This window comes from Pseudoxanthomonas sp. Soil82 (genome assembly GCF_040446535.1).
In the GTDB taxonomy this organism is placed as follows: domain Bacteria; phylum Pseudomonadota; class Gammaproteobacteria; order Xanthomonadales; family Xanthomonadaceae; genus Pseudoxanthomonas; species Pseudoxanthomonas kaohsiungensis.
In genome coordinates, this window is record NZ_JBEAAK010000002.1 from 55,460 (window position 1) to 72,875 (window position 17,416).

The following is a 17,416-nucleotide window of genomic DNA, read 5'->3' on the forward strand; positions in this document are numbered from 1 at the left end:
GTCCGATCAGTCCAGACGGAAGGCGGTGAGGCCGCCTTCGACGTTCTGCACCAGCAGGATGCCGTCGACCACCAGCGGCTGGCCCTTGATGGCCTTGCCGCCCACGCGCTCGCGCGCGGCCAGCTCGCCGTTGTCCAGGCGCAGCCAGTGCAGGTAGCCGTCGTAGTCGCCGACCACCGCGTAGTCGCCCTGCACCACCGGGCCGGTCAGCGAACGCCGCGCCAGCGCCGGCTGCGACCACAACGCCGCGCCATTGTTCTTGTCCAGCAGGTAGACCGTGCCGGCCGGGCTCGACACCAGCAGGCCGGAAGCGGCGACGCCCAGGCCGCCGATGCCGCCGTACTCGCTCTGCCACATCGGCCGCCCGCTGGGGCCGTCGATCGCGACGGTGCGGTTCTTGAAGCTGCTCACGAACAGCATGGTGCCGTCGATCAGCGGCGCGCTGTCGACGTCGGCCATGCGCTCGAGCTCGGTGCGGCCGTCGGGCGTGCCGATCGACTGCTGCCACAGCACGCGGCCATCCTGCAGCGACAGCGCGCTGAGCGTGCCGTCGTCGTTGCCGGAAAAGAGCACGCCCGGTGCGTAGGTGAGCGGTGCGTTGCCGCGCACGGTCAGCGGCGGGAGCTCGTGCTCGCTGAACCAGCGGCGCTCGCCGCTGGCCGCGTCCAGGGCGGTGATGCGCCCGTCGTTGCTGCGCACGTACACCGTGCCCTGGGCGACAAGCGGTGCGACGATCACCTCACTGGTGACCTTCGCGCGCCAGCGCTCGGCGCCGTCGGCCGCGTCCAGGGCGATGACGTCCCCGCCCAGGCTGCCGACCACGACCAGTCCCTCGCCAGCGCCGGGGCCGCCGGACAGGCGCAATGCCTGGTCCTTCGGCGCCTTGAATTCCCAGACCTGCTTGCCGGTCTGGAGGTCCAGCGCGACCACCCGGTTCTCGGAAGCGGCCGCGAAGACGCGTCCGTCGAGCACTGCCGGCGTCTGCCGCGTGCCGATCCGGCGCTCACCGTCGCCGATGCCGGTCGACCAGACCTTGGCGGGTTGCGCGGTCGGCTGGAAATCGACCAGCTCGGCAGGCTCGGCCGCCTTCTTGGCTTCCGCGTCCTTGCCGGCGAACCAGCCCTTGACGGTGCTGCACCCGGTCAGCGCCAGCGCGAGCAGGCCGGCCGCCAGGACCGGACGGAGCATGTGCTTGTGGGCCATGTCAGATCGCCTCCACCGGCTCGGGCACCTGGCCACCGGCCTCCTGCAGTTTCAGCTCGACGCGGCGGCGCGACGGCGACGCCACGTCGGTGCCGGTCAGCGCCTGTGCGTAGGCATCGCGGGCTTCGTCGCGCTTGCCCGACGCGAACAGCGCGTCGCCGCGAAGCTCCTGCGCCGCGCTGCCGGTGTCGCCCTCGAGCACCTTCAATGCTTCGTCCGGCTTGCCGGATGCGTTGTACAGCTGCGCCAGGCGCTGATGCACCACCGGCGCCAGGGCCGGTTCGGCCTGGATGCCGCGCAGGGTGGCGATCGCTTCCTCGATCTTGCCGGCCTCGACCTGGGCCTTGGCCACGCGCAGCGCGGCCAGGGCCGCATAGGTGCCTTCCTGGCCGGCCAGCAGCGCGCCGGCCTTGTCGGTGGCGCCGTCCTCCAGCTGCTTGACCGCTGCGGCATAGGTCGAATGCGCCTGGTACTGCTGCTGCGCCTGGTGCTTGCCCCACCACTGCCAGCCATAGATGGCCGCGATGCCCAGGGCCAAGCCCCCGAGGATGCCAAGTGCGTTGTTGCGCAGCCACGAACGGACGCGTTCGCCCTGCTCGTGCTCGTCAAGAAGGTCGTCGATTGCCATGCAGTTCCCTGCCCCGCGCGGGCCGCGCCGGGACTTCTATGTCCAGTGGAGTACCGGCCCGCGCCGGCTACTCGGCAGGGGTCACGGAACCGTCAGAGGATACCGTAAAGCGGGCCACGTTCGCCCGCTGGTACGGCGCCGTGTCCACGATACTGCCCGCTTGCTGAACGCGTACCGCGGTCGCGTTGCCGAGCACCACGCGCAATCCCGCGCCGAGGTCGAAGGTGCGGTTGTCGCCGGCACGCATCAGGCCCTGCTCGACCGTCGTGCCGTCGGGCGCGACCACCTGCATCCAGCTCTCGCCGCCGAAATCGAGCACGAGCTTGCCGGCGGCCGGGCTGCGGTTGACCGGCGGCGCGAGCGAGGCGACGTAGGGACCGGCATCCGCGGCCGGAGCGGCCAACGGTGCTGCTGGCGGCGGCAACGGGCTGCCCTGCGCGGGCATGGCCGCCTCGGGTGGCACCGCATCCAGCGAGGCGGTGGTGGGTGCCACGTCGCTGAAATGCGAACGGGTGGCCAGCCATACGGGGACGACGATGGCCGCGGTGATCACGACGTAGACCGCGCGCCGCCCCATGTTCTCCATCAGGCGCTGGTAACGGGGGGCATGCGAATGGCTCACCAGGTCCACCGGCGCCGTGGGCGCGATCTCCGCGTCCAGGAAGGGCTCGACATCGACCCCCAGCAGGCGCGCGTAGCTGCGCAGCTGGCCACGGACGAAGACGCTGGCGCCGATCACCTGCCAGCGCCCTTCCTCCAGCGCCTGGACGACGTGCACCGGCATGCGCAGGCGGGTAGCCACTTCCTGCACGCTCAGCCCCGCCGCGGTCCGCGCGTCGCGCAGCCGGCCGCCACACCCTCGCGCATCACCGTGGATGTTCGCGCTGGATTCGTGGATCACTTTGGATCTTCCCCGGTTCTGGCTGTCGCGGCCTGCGGGAACTCCGCCCGCAACCGCTGCTCATATCGATTGGCGGCCGCCCTGTCGCCAAGCCTCTCTTCGATCCTGGCCGCGAGTTGTAACACGGATGCATCGGCCGGCGCAGCCGCCAGCCTGCGTTCCGCGAACGCCCGCGCCTCGAAGTATTGCCCCTGGCCATATTGATACTCGGCCATGCTGGCAAGTGCATAGGCATTTTTGGGTTCGATTTCCAGAGCGCGACGCAAATCACGCTCCGCCCGTTCGCCCTGCCCGCTTTTGAGGGCGCAACCGCCGGCATTGGCCAGCGCCGAGCCTGGGGTGCGGTAGCCGGGCGCGGCCAGAGCACGATCGAACCAGACCAGCGCCTCGGCCGGATAGCCGTTGGCGCACAGCCACGCGCCGTAGTTGTTGAGGACCTCGCCCCGCTGGGGGGACAGCTCGGCGGCGCGCCGGTAGTGCTCGCCCGCCTGGGCGGTCTGGCCGCGCCGGGCGGCGATGGCGCCCAGGAGGGTGTAGGCGTCCGCCGCGGCAGGGTCCAGCTTCAGCGCCTTGTTGGCCTGCTTCTCGGCCTCGGCAAGGTCCCCGGTGGCGAAGCGCTGGCCGGCCAGGCCCAGGGTCTCGCGGACCCGCACCCGCTTCTTGGTGGCCTCGCTGTCCGAATAGCTGTACTCGGGCGCGATCTGCTCGCTGCCCTTGATCTTCGGTGGCTTGACCGTGGCCGACTTGGAACACGCCGCCACCAGCACCAGCACACACGCCAGGAGGATCGCGCCGCGATCAGGCCGCATGTCCGCCGACCTGCCCGTTCGTTTCCAAGTCAGGGGCCAGGCTGCGGCGGAACTGCGCCTGGCGGCGGGTGCGATCCATCACCTGTCCCTTGAGCTGGCCGCAGGCCGCGTCGATGTCGTCGCCACGGGTGCGTCGCACCATGGTCAGCACCTGCGAGTCGAGCAGGATCTTCTGGAAGGCGCGGATCTGCGCCTCGTCCGAGCGCTCGTAGCGGGTGCCGGGGAAGGGGTTGAACGGAATCAGGTTGACCTTGCCCGAATCGCGCGCCTGCACCGAGTTGTCGAACTGGCGCATCAGCTTCGCCAGCTGCCGCGCATGCTCGGGCTGGTCGTTCACGCCCTTCATCAGGGTGTACTCGAACGTCACCGAGTCACGCTTCCTGTTCGCGCGCAGGTAGCGCGCGCACGACGCCATCAGCTCGGCGATCGGGTACTTCCGGTTGAGCGGGACCAGCGTCTCGCGCAGTTCGTCGGTGGGCGCATGCAGCGACACGGCCAGCGAGACGTCGCTCTCGACCGAGAGGCGATCGATCATCGGCACCAGGCCGGACGTCGACAGGGTCACCCGCTTGTTGGCCAGGCCGTAGCCCAGGTCGTCGCGCATCACGCTCATCGCGCGGACGACGTTGTCGAAGTTCATGAGCGGCTCGCCCATGCCCATCATCACCACGTTGGTGAGTCGGCGCTGCTGGTGCGGCACGTTGCCCAGGTGGCGCGCGGCCACCCAGACCTGGCCGATGATCTCGGCCGTGGTCAGGTTGCGGTTGAAGCCCTGGGTGGCGGTCGAGCAGAACGTGCAGTTCAGCCCGCAGCCGACCTGCGAGGACACGCACAGCGTGCCGCGCCCCTTGTCCGGGATGTAGACCGTTTCGATCGCGTTCTTGCCATCGGTGCCCATCGCCAGCAGCCACTTGTGGGTGCCGTCGGCGGAAGGCTTGTCGAACACGACGTTGGGGACGACGACCTCGGCATGGGCGTGCAGCTTGGCCCGCAGCGCCTTGCCCAGGTCGGTCATCTGGTCGAAGTCGGTGACGTAGCGGTGGTGGATCCACTTCATCACCTGGTGCGCGCGGTAGCGCTGCTCGCCGAGGGTCTCGGCGAAGAAGCGCTCCAGGCCCTCGCGGTCGAGGTCGAGCAGGTTCTGGCGCGCCGGCGCCTTGCCAGCCCCGACCGGGTGCGCGGGCGCACCACCGGCGATCGGGTCGCCGGTGGTGGTGACGCTGGGAATCGGCTGCAGGCCGGCCACGTCGCTATCCCTCGCTCAGCGCGAGACGACTTCGGTCGCGGCGAAGAAGTACGCCACTTCGATCGCGGCATTCTCGACCGAGTCGGAACCGTGCGCGGCATTGGCGTCGATCGACTCGGCGAAGTCGGCGCGGATGGTGCCCGGCGCGGCTTCCTTCGGATTGGTCGCGCCCAGCAGCTCGCGGTGCTTGAGCACGGCATTCTCGCCTTCCAGGACCTGGATCATCACCGGGCCGGAAATCATGAACTCGACCAGCGCGTTGAAGAACGGACGCTCGCGGTGCACGGCGTAGAAGCCCTCGGCCTCGCGGCGCGACAGCTGCTTGTACTTGGCGGCCACGACCTTCAGGCCGGCTTTCTCGAAGCGGGAGTAGATTTCGCCGATGACGTTCTTGGCGACGGCATCGGGCTTGACGATCGAAAGGGTGCGCTCAAGCGCCATGGACTTCTTCTCTAGTGACGGACGGACGTTCCGGACCAGGACGGCCGGAGGTTAGCACGAAAAACCCGCGCTGGGACGCGGGGTTAGCTTCAAATGCGTAGCGCGATTCTAGCATCGGCGGCCCCCGCTTTGCTCAAGACCGTGCCAGCGACCGTATTGCTGCACCGCAAAATGACCCGGCCGTCGCGCGGGCCTAGGATAAAACAATCGTTTGATTTACCCGGATACGGCATCACAGGCATGGGCAAGCCCGCACACTTCTCCACCAAGGACCGGATCCTGGGCGCGGCCGAGGAGCTGTTCGCCCAGCACGGGTTCGCCGGTACCTCGCTGCGCCAGGTGACCAGCCTGGCCGCGGTCAACATCGCGGCCGTGAACTACCACTTCGGCTCCAAGGAGAACCTGGTCAACGAGGTCTTCCGCCGGCGCATGGACGGGATGACCGCCAGCCGCCTGCAGCAGCTGGAAGTGGCGCTGCGCGACCACCCCGGCCAGCTCGAGCCGGTGCTGGCGGCCTTCATCGAGCCCGCGCTGGCCCTTGCCCAGGACCGCAACGGCGGCGCCTCCTTCGTGCGGGTCATCGCCCGCGCCTACGCCGAGCACAACGAGAGCCTGCGCAAGTTCCTCTCGGACCACTACGGCCACGTGCTGCGCGAGTTCGGCAAGGCCCTGGCCGGCTGCCTGCCCGGCCTGGACAAGGAAACCCTGTACTGGCGCCTGGACTTCCTGGCCGGCTCGCTCACCTACGCGATGTCCGACTTCGGCCTGATCAAGCGGCCGGCCGGCGCCAGCGAGGCCACGCACCGGGCCCGTGCGGCCCGCGAACTGATCCGATTCGCCGCCGCCGGCCTCCAGGCCCCGGCAAAGTAATCACGTTAAAACAACAGGTTGAAAGACATGTCTGAGAAACTTCTTGTACGTCGCGTCGCCGTTCTCGGCGCCGGCGTGATGGGCGCGCAGATCGCCGCCCACCTGACCAACGCGGGCGTGGATACCGTCCTGTTCGACCTGCCCGCCAAGGAAGGTCCGGCCGACGGCATCGTGCTCAAGGCCATCGCCAACCTGGGCAAGCTCAGCCCCGCCCCATTCGCCAGCCGGTCGCTGGCCGAGGCGATCACCCCGGCCAACTACGACACCGGGCTGGAGCAGCTGAAGGATTGCGACCTGATCATCGAGGCTATCGCCGAACGGATGGACTGGAAGCAGGACCTGTACCGGAAGATTGCCCCGTTCGTGGCCGACCACGCGGTGCTGGCTTCCAACACCTCGGGCCTGGGCATCAACAAGCTCGCCGAGGTGCTGCCCGAGCAATTGCGCCACCGCTTCTGCGGCGTGCATTTCTTCAACCCGCCGCGCTACATGCACCTGGCCGAACTGATCCCGGCCAGCACCACCGACCGGGCCGTTCTGGAGGGCCTGGAAACCTTCCTGGTCACGAACCTGGGCAAGGGCGTGGTCTACGCCAAGGACACCCCGAACTTCATCGGCAACCGCATCGGCGTGTTCTCGATCCTGTCGGTGATCCACCACACCCGCCAGTTCGGCCTGGGCTTCGACGAAGTCGACGCGCTGACCGGCCCGCTGGTCGGCCGGCCGAAGTCGGCCACCTACCGCACCTCCGACGTGGTCGGCCTGGACACCATGGCCCACGTCATCAAGACCATGGCCGACACCCTGCCGGGCGACCCGTGGCACAAGTACTTCCAGTCGCCGGACTGGCTGGCCGCACTGATCGCCAAGGGCGCGCTGGGCCAGAAGACCGGCGCGGGCATCTTCCGCAAGGTCGGCAAGGACATCGTCGTCCTGGACCTGGAAAAGCAGGACTACCGCGCATCGGACCGCAAGGCCGCCGACGAGGTGGTCGAGATCCTCAAGATCAAGAACCCGGCCGAGAAATTCGCCAGGCTGCGCGAGAGCTCGCATCCGCAGGCGCGGTTCCTGTGGGCCGCGTTCCGCGACCTGTTCCACTACAGCGCCTACCACCTGGCCGACATCGCCCACACCGCGCGCGACGTCGACCTGGCCATCCGCTGGGGCTACGGCTGGTCGCTGGGACCGTTCGAGACCTGGCAGGCCGCCGGCTGGAAGCAGGTCGCGCAGTGGATCGCCGACGACATCGCCGCCGGCAAGGCCATGAGCGACGCCCCGCTGCCGGCCTGGGTGCTGGACGGCCGTGATGGCGTGCACGCGGCCGCCGGCAGCTACAGCCCGGCCGACAATGCACTGGTGCCCCGCTCCGCCCTGCCGGTCTACCAGCGCCAGCGCTTCCCCGATCCGCTGCTGGGCGAGAAGTTCGACGCCGGCCAGACCGTGTTCGAGAACGACGGCGTGCGCATGTGGCATGACGGCGACGGCATCGCCGTGGTCGGCTTCAAGACCAAGATGAACACCGTCTCCGACCAGGTGCTCGACGGCCTGCAGGAGGCGATCACCATTGCCGAACGCGATTTCCAGGGCCTGGTCATCTGGCAGCAGAAGGAGCCCTTCTCCGCCGGCGCCGACCTGGCCGGTGCGCTGGGCGCGCTGCAGGCCGGCAGGATCGAGCAGTTCGAGGCGATGGTCGCCAACTTCCAGCGCACCAGCCAGCGGATCAAGTACGCGCTGGTCCCGGTGGTGGCGGCCGTGCGCGGCCTGGCCCTGGGCGGCGGCTGCGAATTCCAGATGCACAGCGCCCGTACCGTGGCCCACCTGGAGAGCTACATCGGCCTGGTCGAGGCCGGCGTGGGCCTGCTGCCGGCCGGCGGCGGCCTGAAGGAGCTGGCGGTGCGCGCCTCGCGCGCGGCCGGCGCCGGCGGCGACGTGTTCGCCGAGCTGAAGAAGACGTTCGAAACGGTGGCGATGGCCAAGGTGTCGACGTCGGCAGTCGAAGCGAAGGAGCTGGGCCTGCTGCGCCAGGACGACGTGGTCGTGTTCAATGCCTTCGAGCTGCTGCACGTGGCCAAGGCGCAGGCACGCGCGCTGGCCGAGGCCGGTTACCGTCCGCCGCTGCCGGCTCGCCGCATCCAGGCCGCCGGCGACGTCGGCATCGCCACCTTCCGCATGCTGCTGGTCAACATGCTCGAAGGCCGCTTCATCAGCCCGTATGACGACGAGATCGCGACCCGCATCGCTACCGTCCTCAGCGGCGGGGAGATCGACCGCGGCTCGCTGGTCGACGAGGAGTGGCTGCTCAAGCTCGAGCGCAAGCACTTCGTCGAACTGGCCCAGCAGGAAAAGACCCAGGCCCGCATCGGCCACATGCTCAAGACGGGCAAGCCGCTGAGGAACTGAGGCCAGCGCGGCGCCGTCGCAGCGATGGCGCCGCGGCCTCGTTCGCAGCAGCCCCCAAGGTCTTCCCGAATTCCGGAGTAAACCAATGACCAAGCAGATCCAGGACGCCTACATCGTCGCCGCCACCCGCACCCCGGTCGGCAAGGCGCCCAAGGGCATGTTCCGCAACACCCGCCCCGACGACATGCTCGCCCACGTGCTCAAGTCCGTGGTCGCGCAGGCGCCGGGCATCGACACCTCGCGCATCGACGACGCGATCATCGGCTGCGCCATGCCCGAAGGCGAGCAAGGCATGAACGTGGCGCGCATAGGCGTGCTGCTGGCCGGCCTGCCCGACACCGTGGCCGCGCAGACCATCAACCGCTTCTGTTCCTCCGGCCTGCAGGCCGTGGCCCTGGCCGCCGACCAGATCCGCCTGGGCAACGCCGACCTGATGCTGGCCGGCGGCACCGAGTCGATGTCGATGGTGCCGATGATGGGCAACAAGGTCGCCCTATCTCCGTCGGTGTTCAAGGACGACCACGTCGCCATCGCCTATGGCATGGGCATCACCGCCGAGAAGGTCGCCGAAGAGTGGAAGGTCTCGCGCGAGGAGCAGGACGCTTTCGCGGTGGCTTCGCACCAGAAGGCGCTGGCTGCGATTGCCGCCGGCGAGTTCCGCGACGAGATCAGCCCCTACGAAATCCTTTCCCATGTGCCGGACCTGGCCGGCAACACGATCCAGCTGCGCAAGAAGCTGGCCGATACCGACGAAGGCCCGCGCGCGGACACCTCGATGGAAGGCCTGGCCAGGCTGCGCCCGGTGTTCCGCAACGGCCAGTTCGGTGGCACCGTCACCGCCGGCAACTCCTCGCAGATGAGCGATGGTGCCGGTGCGGTCCTGCTGGCCTCCGAGCAGGCGATCAAGGATTACGGCCTGACCCCGCTGGCCCGCTTCGTCAGCTTCTCGGTGGCCGGGGTGCGCCCGGAGGTGATGGGCATCGGCCCGATCGCCGCGATCCCCAAGGCGCTCAAGCAGGCCGGCCTGACCCGCGACCAGCTGGACTGGATCGAGCTCAACGAAGCCTTCGCCGCACAGGCGCTGGCGGTGATCCGCGACAGTGGCCTGGACCCGTCCAAGGTCAACCCGCTGGGTGGCGCGATCGCGCTGGGCCACCCGCTGGGCGCGACCGGCGCAGTGCGCACGGCCACGATCGTCCACGGCATGCGTCGTCGCCAGCAGAAGTACGGCATGGTGACCATGTGCATCGGTACGGGCATGGGCGCGGCGGGAATCTTCGAGGCGCTCTGACCCGCGCCTAGGCCTCAAGGGCCGGGACCCACTAATGCAGACGGCGCCCTCGGGCGCCGTCTTTTTTCTTGCTTGCCCCTGCGGTCGCACTTCAAGCAGCCGGCATACTCCGCCCGCTGGCCGCTCAGTCGATGTCGCGCACGCCCAGCTCGCTGAGCGCCTTCTGCATCATGTCGCGGGCCGGATCGCTGAGCTTTTCGTGGTCAAGCGCGTAGCGGATGGTGGCCTCGATCAGGCCGATGTGGGTGCCGCAGTCGAAGCGCGTGCCCTGGAAGCGAAAGGCATGGAACGGATCGTCGGCCAGCAGCGAGGCGATCGCGTCGGTCAACTGGATCTCGCCACCGGCGCCGGGCGTGGTCGCCTCCAGCAGCCCGAAGATGCGCGGACTCAAAACGTAGCGGCCGACCACGGCCAGGTTGCTGGGCGCATCTTCCGGCCTGGGCTTCTCGACGATGCGGCGGATCCGCCCCTGTCGGCCATCGAACGCATCGGTCGCCACGATGCCGTAGCTGCCGGTGCTTTCCGCGGGCACGTCCTGCACCGCGATCATGCTGGCACCGGACGCCTGGGCCGCATCCGCCATCTGCTTCAGCGCCCCGGGGCCGCGGTTCCAGATCAGGTCGTCGGGCAGCAGCACCGCGAACGGCTCGTCGCCGATCACTTCCTTCGCGCACAACACCGCATGGCCCAGCCCCAGCGCCTCGGCCTGGGTGACGAAGATGGCGCGCACGCCCTCGGGCAGGACGTGCCTGACCAGCTCGAGCTGTTCGGTCTTGCCGGCACGCTCGAGCTTCTGCTCGAGCTCGTAGGCCTTGTCGAAGTAGTCGGCGACCGCATGCTTGTACCGGTTGGTGATGAACACCAGCGTGTCGCACCCCGCTTCGATCGCTTCGTCCACGGCGTACTGGATCAGCGGCCGGTCGATGATCGGCAGCATCTCCTTGGGAACGGTCTTGGTGGCGGGAAGGAAGCGGGTACCCAGTCCTGCGACCGGGAAAACTGCCTTGCGGATCCTCTTGGACGTCATCGTGTCGATCGGGCCTCGCGTGCGGGGAACGGAACCACGACCGCGCCCGCATCGGGCACCGCCGCCAGCTCCGCCGGAATGAATTCGGGGATTACTTCGCGCAGCACCTGGCGCAGGCTGTCCTCGTCGTAGTGGGCCACCGCCTCACGCATCCGCTCCACTCCCAGGCGCACCTGCTCGGCGGACGACTCGCGCGCGCCGGCCTCCAGGATCTTGGAATGCGAGGTCGGGCGATAGTGCTCGTCCGCGTAGAACAGGGTTTCGTGCAGCTTCTCGCCCGGACGCAAGCCGGTGTACACCACTGCGATGTCGCGGCCGGGCTGCTTGCCGGCCAGGCGGATCATCTGCTCGGCGAGCAGCCGGATCGGCACCGGCTCGCCCATGTCGAGCGTATAGATGGCGGCGTGCGAACCGGCGGCAGCGGCCTGCACGATCAGCTGGCAGGCCTCCGGGATGGTCATGAAGTAGCGCGTGACCTCCGGGTCGGTGACCGTCACCGGCCCGCCCTTGCGGATCTGTTCGCGGAACAGCGGCACGACGCTGCCGGCCGAGTCGAGCACGTTGCCGAAGCGCACCGTGACGAAGCGGGTGCCGCTGCTCTTGGCGTCCAGCGACTGGGCGATCATCTCGGCGAAGCGCTTGGTCGCGCCCAGTACGTTGGCCGGATCGACCGCCTTGTCGGTGGAGATGAAGACGAAGGTGCCCACCCCCCTCTCGCGGCACAGCCGGGCAACTGTATCCGTGGCCAGCACGTTGTTGCGCACCGCCTCGCGCAATTGCGCCTCCAGGAGAGGCACCTGCTTGTAGGCGGCGGCGTGGAAGACCGCATCGGGCTGGCCCAGGCGCAACGCGTGGGCGGTCACGGCCGGGTCCCCGCAGTCGCCCAGGACCGCTTCGATCTCCAGGTCCGGGAAGGCGCGCTTCAGGTCGCCATGGATGGTGATCAGCGCCAGCTCGTCGATCTCCAGCAGCACGATCTTGCGCGCGCCATGGCGCGCGCACTGCCGGCACAGCTCCGAGCCGATCGACCCGCCCGCCCCTGTCACCATCACGGTGCGCCCGCCCAGCCAGCCACGGATGAGCTTCCAGTCCGGCATGACCGGCTTGCGCCCGAGCAGGTCCTCGATGGCCACTTCCTTGAGCTCGCCCGGAAGCGCCTGGCCTTCCAGGACATCGGTCAGCCGCGGCACGGTACGGAACGGCAGGCCCGTGCGCTCGCAGATCGCCATCACCCGCTGCATGCCGGCCGCGTCCAGCGATGGCATGGCGATGACCAGCATGCCGGCGGCCGTCTCCTTGGCGACCGAGACCGCATCCTCCAGGCCCCCGAGCACGGCGAGCCCGTGCAGGCGCGAACCGCGCAGCCTGGGCGCATCGTCGAGGAAGCCGACCGGTTCGTATGCGCCGGATCGCCGCAGGTCCCGCACCAGCGCCTCGCCGGCACGGCCTGCCCCGAGGACAAGGACTCGCCGGACAGCCAAGCCGCGCTGCCCCAGATGGTCTTTCCAGACCCGGTAGAGCAGCCGGGGCATCCCCAGTAGCACGGTGAGTGCGAATGGGTAGACCACCAAGACCGTGCGCGGAACCGACTCCAGCCGGTTGTAAACGGCCAGCCCCAGAACGATCGCCAGCAGGCCGAAGATACCGGCCTTCAGGATGTTCCAGAGATCGGGAACGCTGGCGAAACGCCATAGTCCGCGATAGAGACCGACCCGCCAGAAGACCAGCCCCTGGGCCACCAGCACCAGGGCCACCGTGGGCGAGAACTCCGTCCACGTATAGCCTTCCTGACGGCTGGCATAGCGCAAAACATGGATGAGCTGCCAGCACACATAAACCATGACCAGGTCGTGGATCACGACCGCTATGCGGGTCAGCGCCACACTCGAGTTCGCTCGGGGGTTCATGCTTGCCTTTCAGTTCCCTTCCCTGGAATGAGGCGCCGTCGTAACCGGACCCAGCCCAGGAGCGCAATGGACAGCCAAAGCGCCACGCCCCCCCCGGCGAGCCATGGCGCAACCCCGCTCAGATAAGACGCAAGGATAACAGCGACAAAGCTGAATGCAGCGTAGACGAGGGTCACGAATGTGTGACTGCGCCCCGCTTTTACCCAGCACTGATAGAGATGAGAAGTGTGCGGTCGCCACCACGCCTCGCCGGCCAGCATGCGCGCACCCAGCGTCAAGGACGCGTCAATCAGAAAGGCCGAGAGTGGTAGCACCAGCACGAAAGCGTACGGAATAACCTCCTTGGGTGCCCTCCAGGCAGCGAGCCCGACCAGCGCCGCCAGCGCGTATCCCAGCGTGCCGCTGCCCACGTCGCCCAGGAAGATCCGGGCCCTGGGAAAGTTGAACGGCACGAAAGCCGCCGTTGTCGCTGCCAAGGCCAACGCCGGGCACGCGGCGGCCGGAACCAGCCAGGCGAATGCAGCCGCCACCAGGACCGCCTGGCTTGAGGCCAGTCCATTGATGCCATCCATGAAGTTCCAGACGTTGACCAGTACCGGCACCGAAAGGGTGGTAAACACCGCCCATCCCCAGCGCTCCTCGGTGCCATGCAGGCCCCAGGCCAGCACCACGCCGGCCAGGCCTTGCACGCACAGGCGCAGAAGCGGCGACAGGGAATGGTGGTCGTCGACCCAGCCGATGCCGGCCACCAGCAGCAGGCCGATGGCGAAGCCCAGCAGGGGCGCAGGATCAGCCATCCCCGTCGTGCCGGCCACGAGGCACCCGAACAGCAACGCAACAGCGATCCCGATGCCCCCGCCGCGCGGCGTCGGCACCGAATGGCTTCGACGCTCTCCCGGCTGATCGATCAGCTTGCGCCAGCGCGCATAGGCCAGGGCCAACCAGGTCCCCGCCGCCGACACTCCTGCGAGGAGCATCAGCCAGGCCGCCATGCCCATCAGACGACCGCGTAGTTGAGCAGCGGCTTCACCGTGCCCCACTCCTTGCAACTGGGACACTGCCAGTGGTGGGTCCGCGCACCGAAGCCGCAACGCGTACAGCGGTAGCTCGGGTTGCGCACGAGCAACTGGTCGGTGATGTGCTTGAGGTCGTGCAGGGTCGCGGTGCTGTCCGCGCCCACGGCCAGGGTCAGGTCGATCAGCGCGGCCTCGCCCCGCACCGACGGCCGATCCTTGAGCTGCCTGCCCAGGTAGTCGCGCGCAGCTTTGGCCCCCTCTTGCCCCTCGATCAGGCGGGTCAGCGCCAGCACCGGCGCGATGCCTCGATAGTGCTCGCTCATCTCGGCGAGGAACGCGCGCGCACCCGCGTTGTCACCGACTTCGCCATAACAGGCCAGCAGGCTGGGCAGGAACTCCGGCAGGTAATCGGGATCGTGTCGTGCGGCGCGCTCGAAGGCACGGATCGCACCCTCCGGATTGTGCGAATCCACCTCGATGCGGCCCTCGAGGATGCCTGCGCGGACGCTGCTGGCATCGGCCTGGTAGGCCCTGGCGATCGCGCTGCGCGCGCCATCGAGGTCGCCGTTGGCGCGATGGCGATCGGCCAGTTCGCATTCGAACTGCGCCACCAGCTTGCCCATCGGTTCGCCGGTGACTTCCTCGTAACGCACCGCATTGTCGATCGCCCGCTCCCAGTCGCGCTCGGCCTGGTAGATGCCGATCAGGTGCCTGAGCGCCTGCGGCGCGCGCTGGTCGATCCGCGCCAGGTCGGTGAAGACCGTTTCGGCGCGATCGAGCAGGCCGGATTTCATGTAGTCCTCGCCGAGCGCGAGCAGGGCCTGGACGCGCTGCTGGTCGCTGAGGTCGTTGCGCTGGACCAGGCCCTGGTGCAGGCGGATCGCGCGGTCGACCTCGCCGCGACGGCGGAACAGGTGCCCGAGCGCGACCTGGGTCTCGAAGGTTTCCTTGTCCAATTCGGCGATGTGCAGGAAAAGTTCGATCGCCTTGTCCGGCTGTTCGTTGAGCAGGTAGTTCAGGCCTCGGAAGTAGGTGCTGGACAGGCGGCTGACCTGGGTGTCGCCGTGCCGCTGCCCTCCCCGCCTTCCCACCACCCAGCCGGTAAGCGCGGCCAGCGGCAGCAGCAGGAAGAACCAGAACCATTCGTTGAGGAATTCCATGGATCAGGTTCCCTGATAGGGGGGGCGCGGGCCGTGCTCCGCGACCGCAGCGGGCGGCGCAGGACGGGACGCGCGCCGCAGGCGCGCCTGCAAGGGCAGCACCGTGGTGGCCATGACGATGCCACCCCCGAGCAGCACGCCGGCCAGCAGCGACACCATGATGGCGACGCCCGATGTCGTGACGACCTCGGCGATGCCGAAGTCCAGCACGACCTTTTGCGGATTGAGTGAACCGACCACCAAGCCGGCGGCCAGGAAGGCGACCAGCACCAGTAGACGAAGAATGCTCATGTCCCGACTCCTGCGGCAGTCGGGGGAAGCTTAGCGGACCTGAACGACGGCGACGAGCCGGTCAGGGGCCATCATCGGACGAGGCCGGGGCCGGCAGCACGTCGCTGACCTTCTCGCGCAGCTCCTTGCCTGGCTTGAAATGCGGTACGTGCTTGCCCGGCAGGGCGACCGAATCGCCGGTCTTGGGATTGCGGCCCAACCGAGGCGGGCGGTAATGCAGGGAAAAGCTGCCGAAACCCCGGATCTCGATCCGCTCGCCGGACGCGAGCGCGCCCCCCATCATCTCCAGCAGCGACTTGACGGCGAGGTCGACGTCCTCGGCCTTCAGGTGCGACTGGCGGCGGGCCAGGATTTCGATCAGTTCGGACTTGGTCATCTCAGGCAGGCTGGATGGGTGTGGACAGGCCGCGGCGGCCCGGGAGTCCCGGACCGCCGCGGTTCTGCTTCTGCTATGGACTTACTCGGACTTGCCGCCCAGCTGCGCGCGCAGCAGCGCACCCAGGCTGGTGGTGCCGGCGGCGGCCTCGGCGGCCGTCTTGTTGTACTCGGCCAGCGCCTCGGCGGTCTCCGCCTCGTCCTTGGCCTTGATCGACAGCTGCAGGCTGCGGCCCTTGCGGTCCATGCCCACGAACTTGGCCTCGACCTTGTCGCCGACCTTCAGGTGCTGGGTCGCATCGTCGACGCGGTCGTGGCTGATGTCGCGCGCGGCCACGTAGCCCTCGATGCCGTCGGCCAGCTCGATGGTGGCGCCCTTGGCGTCCACTTCCTTGACCGTGCCCTCGACCTTGGAGCCCTTCGGGTTGGCGGCCATGTACTGGCCGAACGGATCCTGCTCCATCTGCTTCAGGCCCAGGCTGATGCGCTCGCGCTCCGGATCGACCGCGAGCACGACCGCGTCAAGCGTGTCGCCCTTCTTGTAGTTGCGCAGGATGTCCTCGCCGGTGGTGTTCCAGCTGATGTCGGACAGGTGGACCAGGCCGTCGATGCCGCCGTCCAGGCCGATGAAGATGCCGAAGTCGGTGATCGACTTGATCTGGCCGGACACCTTGTCGTTCTTCTTGTGGATCGCGGCGAAGGTCTCCCACGGATTGGCGGCGACCTGCTTCATGCCCAGCGAGATGCGGCGACGCTCCTCGTCCACGTCCAGGACCATGACCTCGACCTCGTCGCCGACCTGCACGACCTTGGACGGGTTGACGTTCTTGTTGGTCCAGTCCATCTCGGACACGTGCACCAGGCCTTCCACGCCCGGCTCGATCTCGACGAACGCGCCGTAATCGGTGACGTTGGAGACCTTGCCGAACACGCGGCTGTTGGCCGGGTAACGGCGGGCGATGTTGTCCCACGGATCCTCGCCCAGCTGCTTCAGGCCCAGCGAGACGCGGTTGCGCTCGCGGTCGAACTTCAGCACGCGCACGTCGAGCTCGTCGCCGACGTTGACGACTTCGGACGGGTGACGGACGCGCTTCCACGCCATGTCGGTGATGTGCAGCAGGCCATCGATGCCGCCGAGGTCGACGAACGCGCCGTAATCGGTCAGGTTCTTGACGACGCCCTTCAGCACCGCGCCTTCCTGCAGCTTCTCCATCAGCTGCTCGCGCTCCTCGGAGTGCTCGCTCTCGACCACCGCGCGGCGGGAGACGACCACGTTGTTGCGCTTGCGGTCCAGCTTGATGAGCTTGAACTCAAGCTCCTTGCCTTCCAGGTAGGCCGGGTCGCGCACGGGGCGCACATCGACCAGCGAACCGGGCAGGAACGCGCGGACGTCCTTGATGTCGACGGTGAAGCCGCCCTTCACCTTGCCGCTGATGCGGCCGGTGATGGTCTCGTTCTTCTCCAGGGCTTCTTCCAGCTCGTCCCACACCATCGCGCGCTTGGCCTTCTCGCGCGAAAGCACGGTCTCGCCGAAGCCGTTCTCGATGGAGTCGAGCGCGACCTTGACCTGGTCGCCCACGCCCACGTCGATCTCGCCGGCGTCATTCCGGAACTGCTCGATCGGCACGATGCCTTCGGACTTCAGGCCGGCGTTGATCACCACGACGTCGCCGCGGACTTCCACGACGGTGCCGATGACGATCGCACCCGGCTTCAGCTTGGCCAGGTTGGCCTGGCTCTGTTCGAACAGTTCGGCAAAAGATTCGGTCATTGTTGATTACTCGGTTGAACACACGGACGGGATGCCATCGGCAAGCATGAGTGCCGCGCTCCCGCCCCCCTGATCGGCCC

General features: G+C 68.2%; 16 protein-coding genes. 3 read left to right on the forward strand and 13 right to left on the reverse strand.

All coding sequences use genetic code 11. From position 1 onward, the window contains the following. Positions 1–6: 6 nt before the first annotated feature. From bamB to ndk, 6 genes are all read right to left on the reverse strand, one after another. A complete protein-coding gene (gene bamB / locus ABKA19_RS05705; protein WP_353688093.1) occupies positions 7–1,203 on the reverse strand; it encodes an outer membrane protein assembly factor BamB in 1,197 nt (398 codons plus the stop codon). Position 1,204: 1 nt separating this feature from the next. Further along, positions 1,205–1,831, reverse strand: a complete 627-nt coding sequence (locus ABKA19_RS05710; RefSeq protein WP_353688094.1) for a YfgM family protein — start codon at positions 1,829–1,831, stop codon at positions 1,205–1,207. 67 nt (positions 1,832–1,898) lie between these two features. Further along, on the reverse strand, positions 1,899–2,732 hold the full coding sequence (locus ABKA19_RS05715) for a helix-turn-helix domain-containing protein (protein ID WP_353688095.1): 834 nt from the start codon (positions 2,730–2,732) through the stop codon (positions 1,899–1,901). Next, positions 2,729–3,541 (reverse strand): type IV pilus biogenesis/stability protein PilW, encoded by an 813-nt coding sequence (gene pilW, locus ABKA19_RS05720; protein WP_353688096.1) that lies wholly within the window; start codon positions 3,539–3,541, stop codon positions 2,729–2,731. Before pilW ends, ABKA19_RS05715 begins: the two co-directional genes overlap by 4 nt. Next, positions 3,531–4,739, reverse strand: coding sequence for a dual-specificity RNA methyltransferase RlmN (gene rlmN, locus ABKA19_RS05725; protein ID WP_353688592.1), 1,209 nt, complete (start codon positions 4,737–4,739; stop codon positions 3,531–3,533). The genes pilW and rlmN overlap by 11 nt, the downstream gene beginning before the upstream one ends. Positions 4,740–4,802: 63 nt before the next feature. After that, positions 4,803–5,228: a nucleoside-diphosphate kinase gene (ndk, locus tag ABKA19_RS05730; RefSeq protein WP_162375564.1), complete on the reverse strand. Its 426-nt coding sequence runs from the start codon at positions 5,226–5,228 to the stop codon at positions 4,803–4,805. Positions 5,229–5,468: 240 nt separating this feature from the next. On the opposite strand from ndk, the gene ABKA19_RS05735 reads away from it, so the two are divergent. The 3 genes from ABKA19_RS05735 (at position 5,469) to ABKA19_RS05745 (ending at position 9,789) form a co-directional block, all read left to right on the forward strand. After that, positions 5,469–6,098 carry a TetR/AcrR family transcriptional regulator gene (locus ABKA19_RS05735; protein ID WP_353688097.1) on the forward strand — a complete coding sequence of 210 codons (630 nt, stop codon included), beginning with the start codon at positions 5,469–5,471 and terminating at the stop codon, positions 6,096–6,098. A 27-nt stretch (positions 6,099–6,125) separates the two neighbouring features. Then, positions 6,126–8,498 carry a 3-hydroxyacyl-CoA dehydrogenase/enoyl-CoA hydratase family protein gene (locus ABKA19_RS05740; RefSeq protein ID WP_353688098.1) on the forward strand — a complete coding sequence of 791 codons (2,373 nt, stop codon included), beginning with the start codon at positions 6,126–6,128 and terminating at the stop codon, positions 8,496–8,498. 85 nt (positions 8,499–8,583) lie between these two features. Continuing rightward, positions 8,584–9,789 (forward strand): acetyl-CoA C-acyltransferase, encoded by a 1,206-nt coding sequence (locus ABKA19_RS05745; protein WP_353688099.1) that lies wholly within the window; start codon positions 8,584–8,586, stop codon positions 9,787–9,789. Positions 9,790–9,913: 124 nt separating this feature from the next. Here ABKA19_RS05745 and galU read toward each other — a convergent pair whose 3' ends face one another. The 7 genes from galU to rpsA all read right to left on the reverse strand — a co-directional run bounded on the left by galU (position 9,914) and on the right by rpsA (position 17,336). Continuing rightward, complete coding sequence (gene galU, locus ABKA19_RS05750) at positions 9,914–10,816, reverse strand: UTP--glucose-1-phosphate uridylyltransferase GalU (protein WP_353688100.1); 903 nt, start codon at positions 10,814–10,816, stop codon at positions 9,914–9,916. Further along, positions 10,813–12,723 (reverse strand): polysaccharide biosynthesis protein, encoded by a 1,911-nt coding sequence (locus ABKA19_RS05755; protein ID WP_353688101.1) that lies wholly within the window; start codon positions 12,721–12,723, stop codon positions 10,813–10,815. The genes galU and ABKA19_RS05755 overlap by 4 nt, the downstream gene beginning before the upstream one ends. Beyond that, positions 12,720–13,781 carry an MraY family glycosyltransferase gene (locus tag ABKA19_RS05760; RefSeq protein WP_353688102.1) on the reverse strand — a complete coding sequence of 354 codons (1,062 nt, stop codon included), beginning with the start codon at positions 13,779–13,781 and terminating at the stop codon, positions 12,720–12,722. The genes ABKA19_RS05755 and ABKA19_RS05760 overlap by 4 nt, the downstream gene beginning before the upstream one ends. Then, positions 13,721–14,899, reverse strand: a complete 1,179-nt coding sequence (lapB, locus tag ABKA19_RS05765) for a lipopolysaccharide assembly protein LapB (protein ID WP_353688103.1) — start codon at positions 14,897–14,899, stop codon at positions 13,721–13,723. The genes ABKA19_RS05760 and lapB overlap by 61 nt, the downstream gene beginning before the upstream one ends. A gap of 3 nt (positions 14,900–14,902) precedes the next feature. Next, on the reverse strand, positions 14,903–15,190 hold the full coding sequence (locus ABKA19_RS05770; RefSeq protein ID WP_353688104.1) for a hypothetical protein: 288 nt from the start codon (positions 15,188–15,190) through the stop codon (positions 14,903–14,905). A 61-nt stretch (positions 15,191–15,251) separates the two neighbouring features. Beyond that, a complete protein-coding gene (locus ABKA19_RS05775) occupies positions 15,252–15,566 on the reverse strand; it encodes an integration host factor subunit beta (RefSeq protein ID WP_353688105.1) in 315 nt (104 codons plus the stop codon). An 81-nt stretch (positions 15,567–15,647) separates the two neighbouring features. Then, a complete protein-coding gene (gene rpsA / locus ABKA19_RS05780) occupies positions 15,648–17,336 on the reverse strand; it encodes a 30S ribosomal protein S1 (protein WP_162375582.1) in 1,689 nt (562 codons plus the stop codon). Positions 17,337–17,416 lie beyond the last annotated feature (80 nt).

Excerpts from the sequence above, each read along its gene's own strand:
- bamB (WP_353688093.1), bottom strand. The coding sequence starts at position 1,203 with ATGGCCCACAAGCACATGCTCCGTCCGGTCCTGGCGGCCGGCCTGCTC.
- ABKA19_RS05710 (WP_353688094.1), bottom strand. The coding sequence starts at position 1,831 with ATGGCAATCGACGACCTTCTTGACGAGCACGAGCAGGGCGAACGCGTC.
- pilW (WP_353688096.1), bottom strand. The coding sequence starts at position 3,541 with ATGCGGCCTGATCGCGGCGCGATCCTCCTGGCGTGTGTGCTGGTGCTG.
- ndk (WP_162375564.1), bottom strand. The coding sequence starts at position 5,228 with ATGGCGCTTGAGCGCACCCTTTCGATCGTCAAGCCCGATGCCGTCGCC.
- ABKA19_RS05735 (WP_353688097.1), top strand. The coding sequence starts at position 5,469 with ATGGGCAAGCCCGCACACTTCTCCACCAAGGACCGGATCCTGGGCGCG.
- ABKA19_RS05740 (WP_353688098.1), top strand. The coding sequence starts at position 6,126 with ATGTCTGAGAAACTTCTTGTACGTCGCGTCGCCGTTCTCGGCGCCGGC.
- ABKA19_RS05745 (WP_353688099.1), top strand. The coding sequence starts at position 8,584 with ATGACCAAGCAGATCCAGGACGCCTACATCGTCGCCGCCACCCGCACC.
- galU (WP_353688100.1), bottom strand. The coding sequence starts at position 10,816 with ATGACGTCCAAGAGGATCCGCAAGGCAGTTTTCCCGGTCGCAGGACTG.
- ABKA19_RS05755 (WP_353688101.1), bottom strand. The coding sequence starts at position 12,723 with ATGAACCCCCGAGCGAACTCGAGTGTGGCGCTGACCCGCATAGCGGTC.
- lapB (WP_353688103.1), bottom strand. The coding sequence starts at position 14,899 with ATGGAATTCCTCAACGAATGGTTCTGGTTCTTCCTGCTGCTGCCGCTG.
- ABKA19_RS05770 (WP_353688104.1), bottom strand. The coding sequence starts at position 15,190 with ATGAGCATTCTTCGTCTACTGGTGCTGGTCGCCTTCCTGGCCGCCGGC.
- ABKA19_RS05775 (WP_353688105.1), bottom strand. The coding sequence starts at position 15,566 with ATGACCAAGTCCGAACTGATCGAAATCCTGGCCCGCCGCCAGTCGCAC.
- rpsA (WP_162375582.1), bottom strand. The coding sequence starts at position 17,336 with ATGACCGAATCTTTTGCCGAACTGTTCGAACAGAGCCAGGCCAACCTG.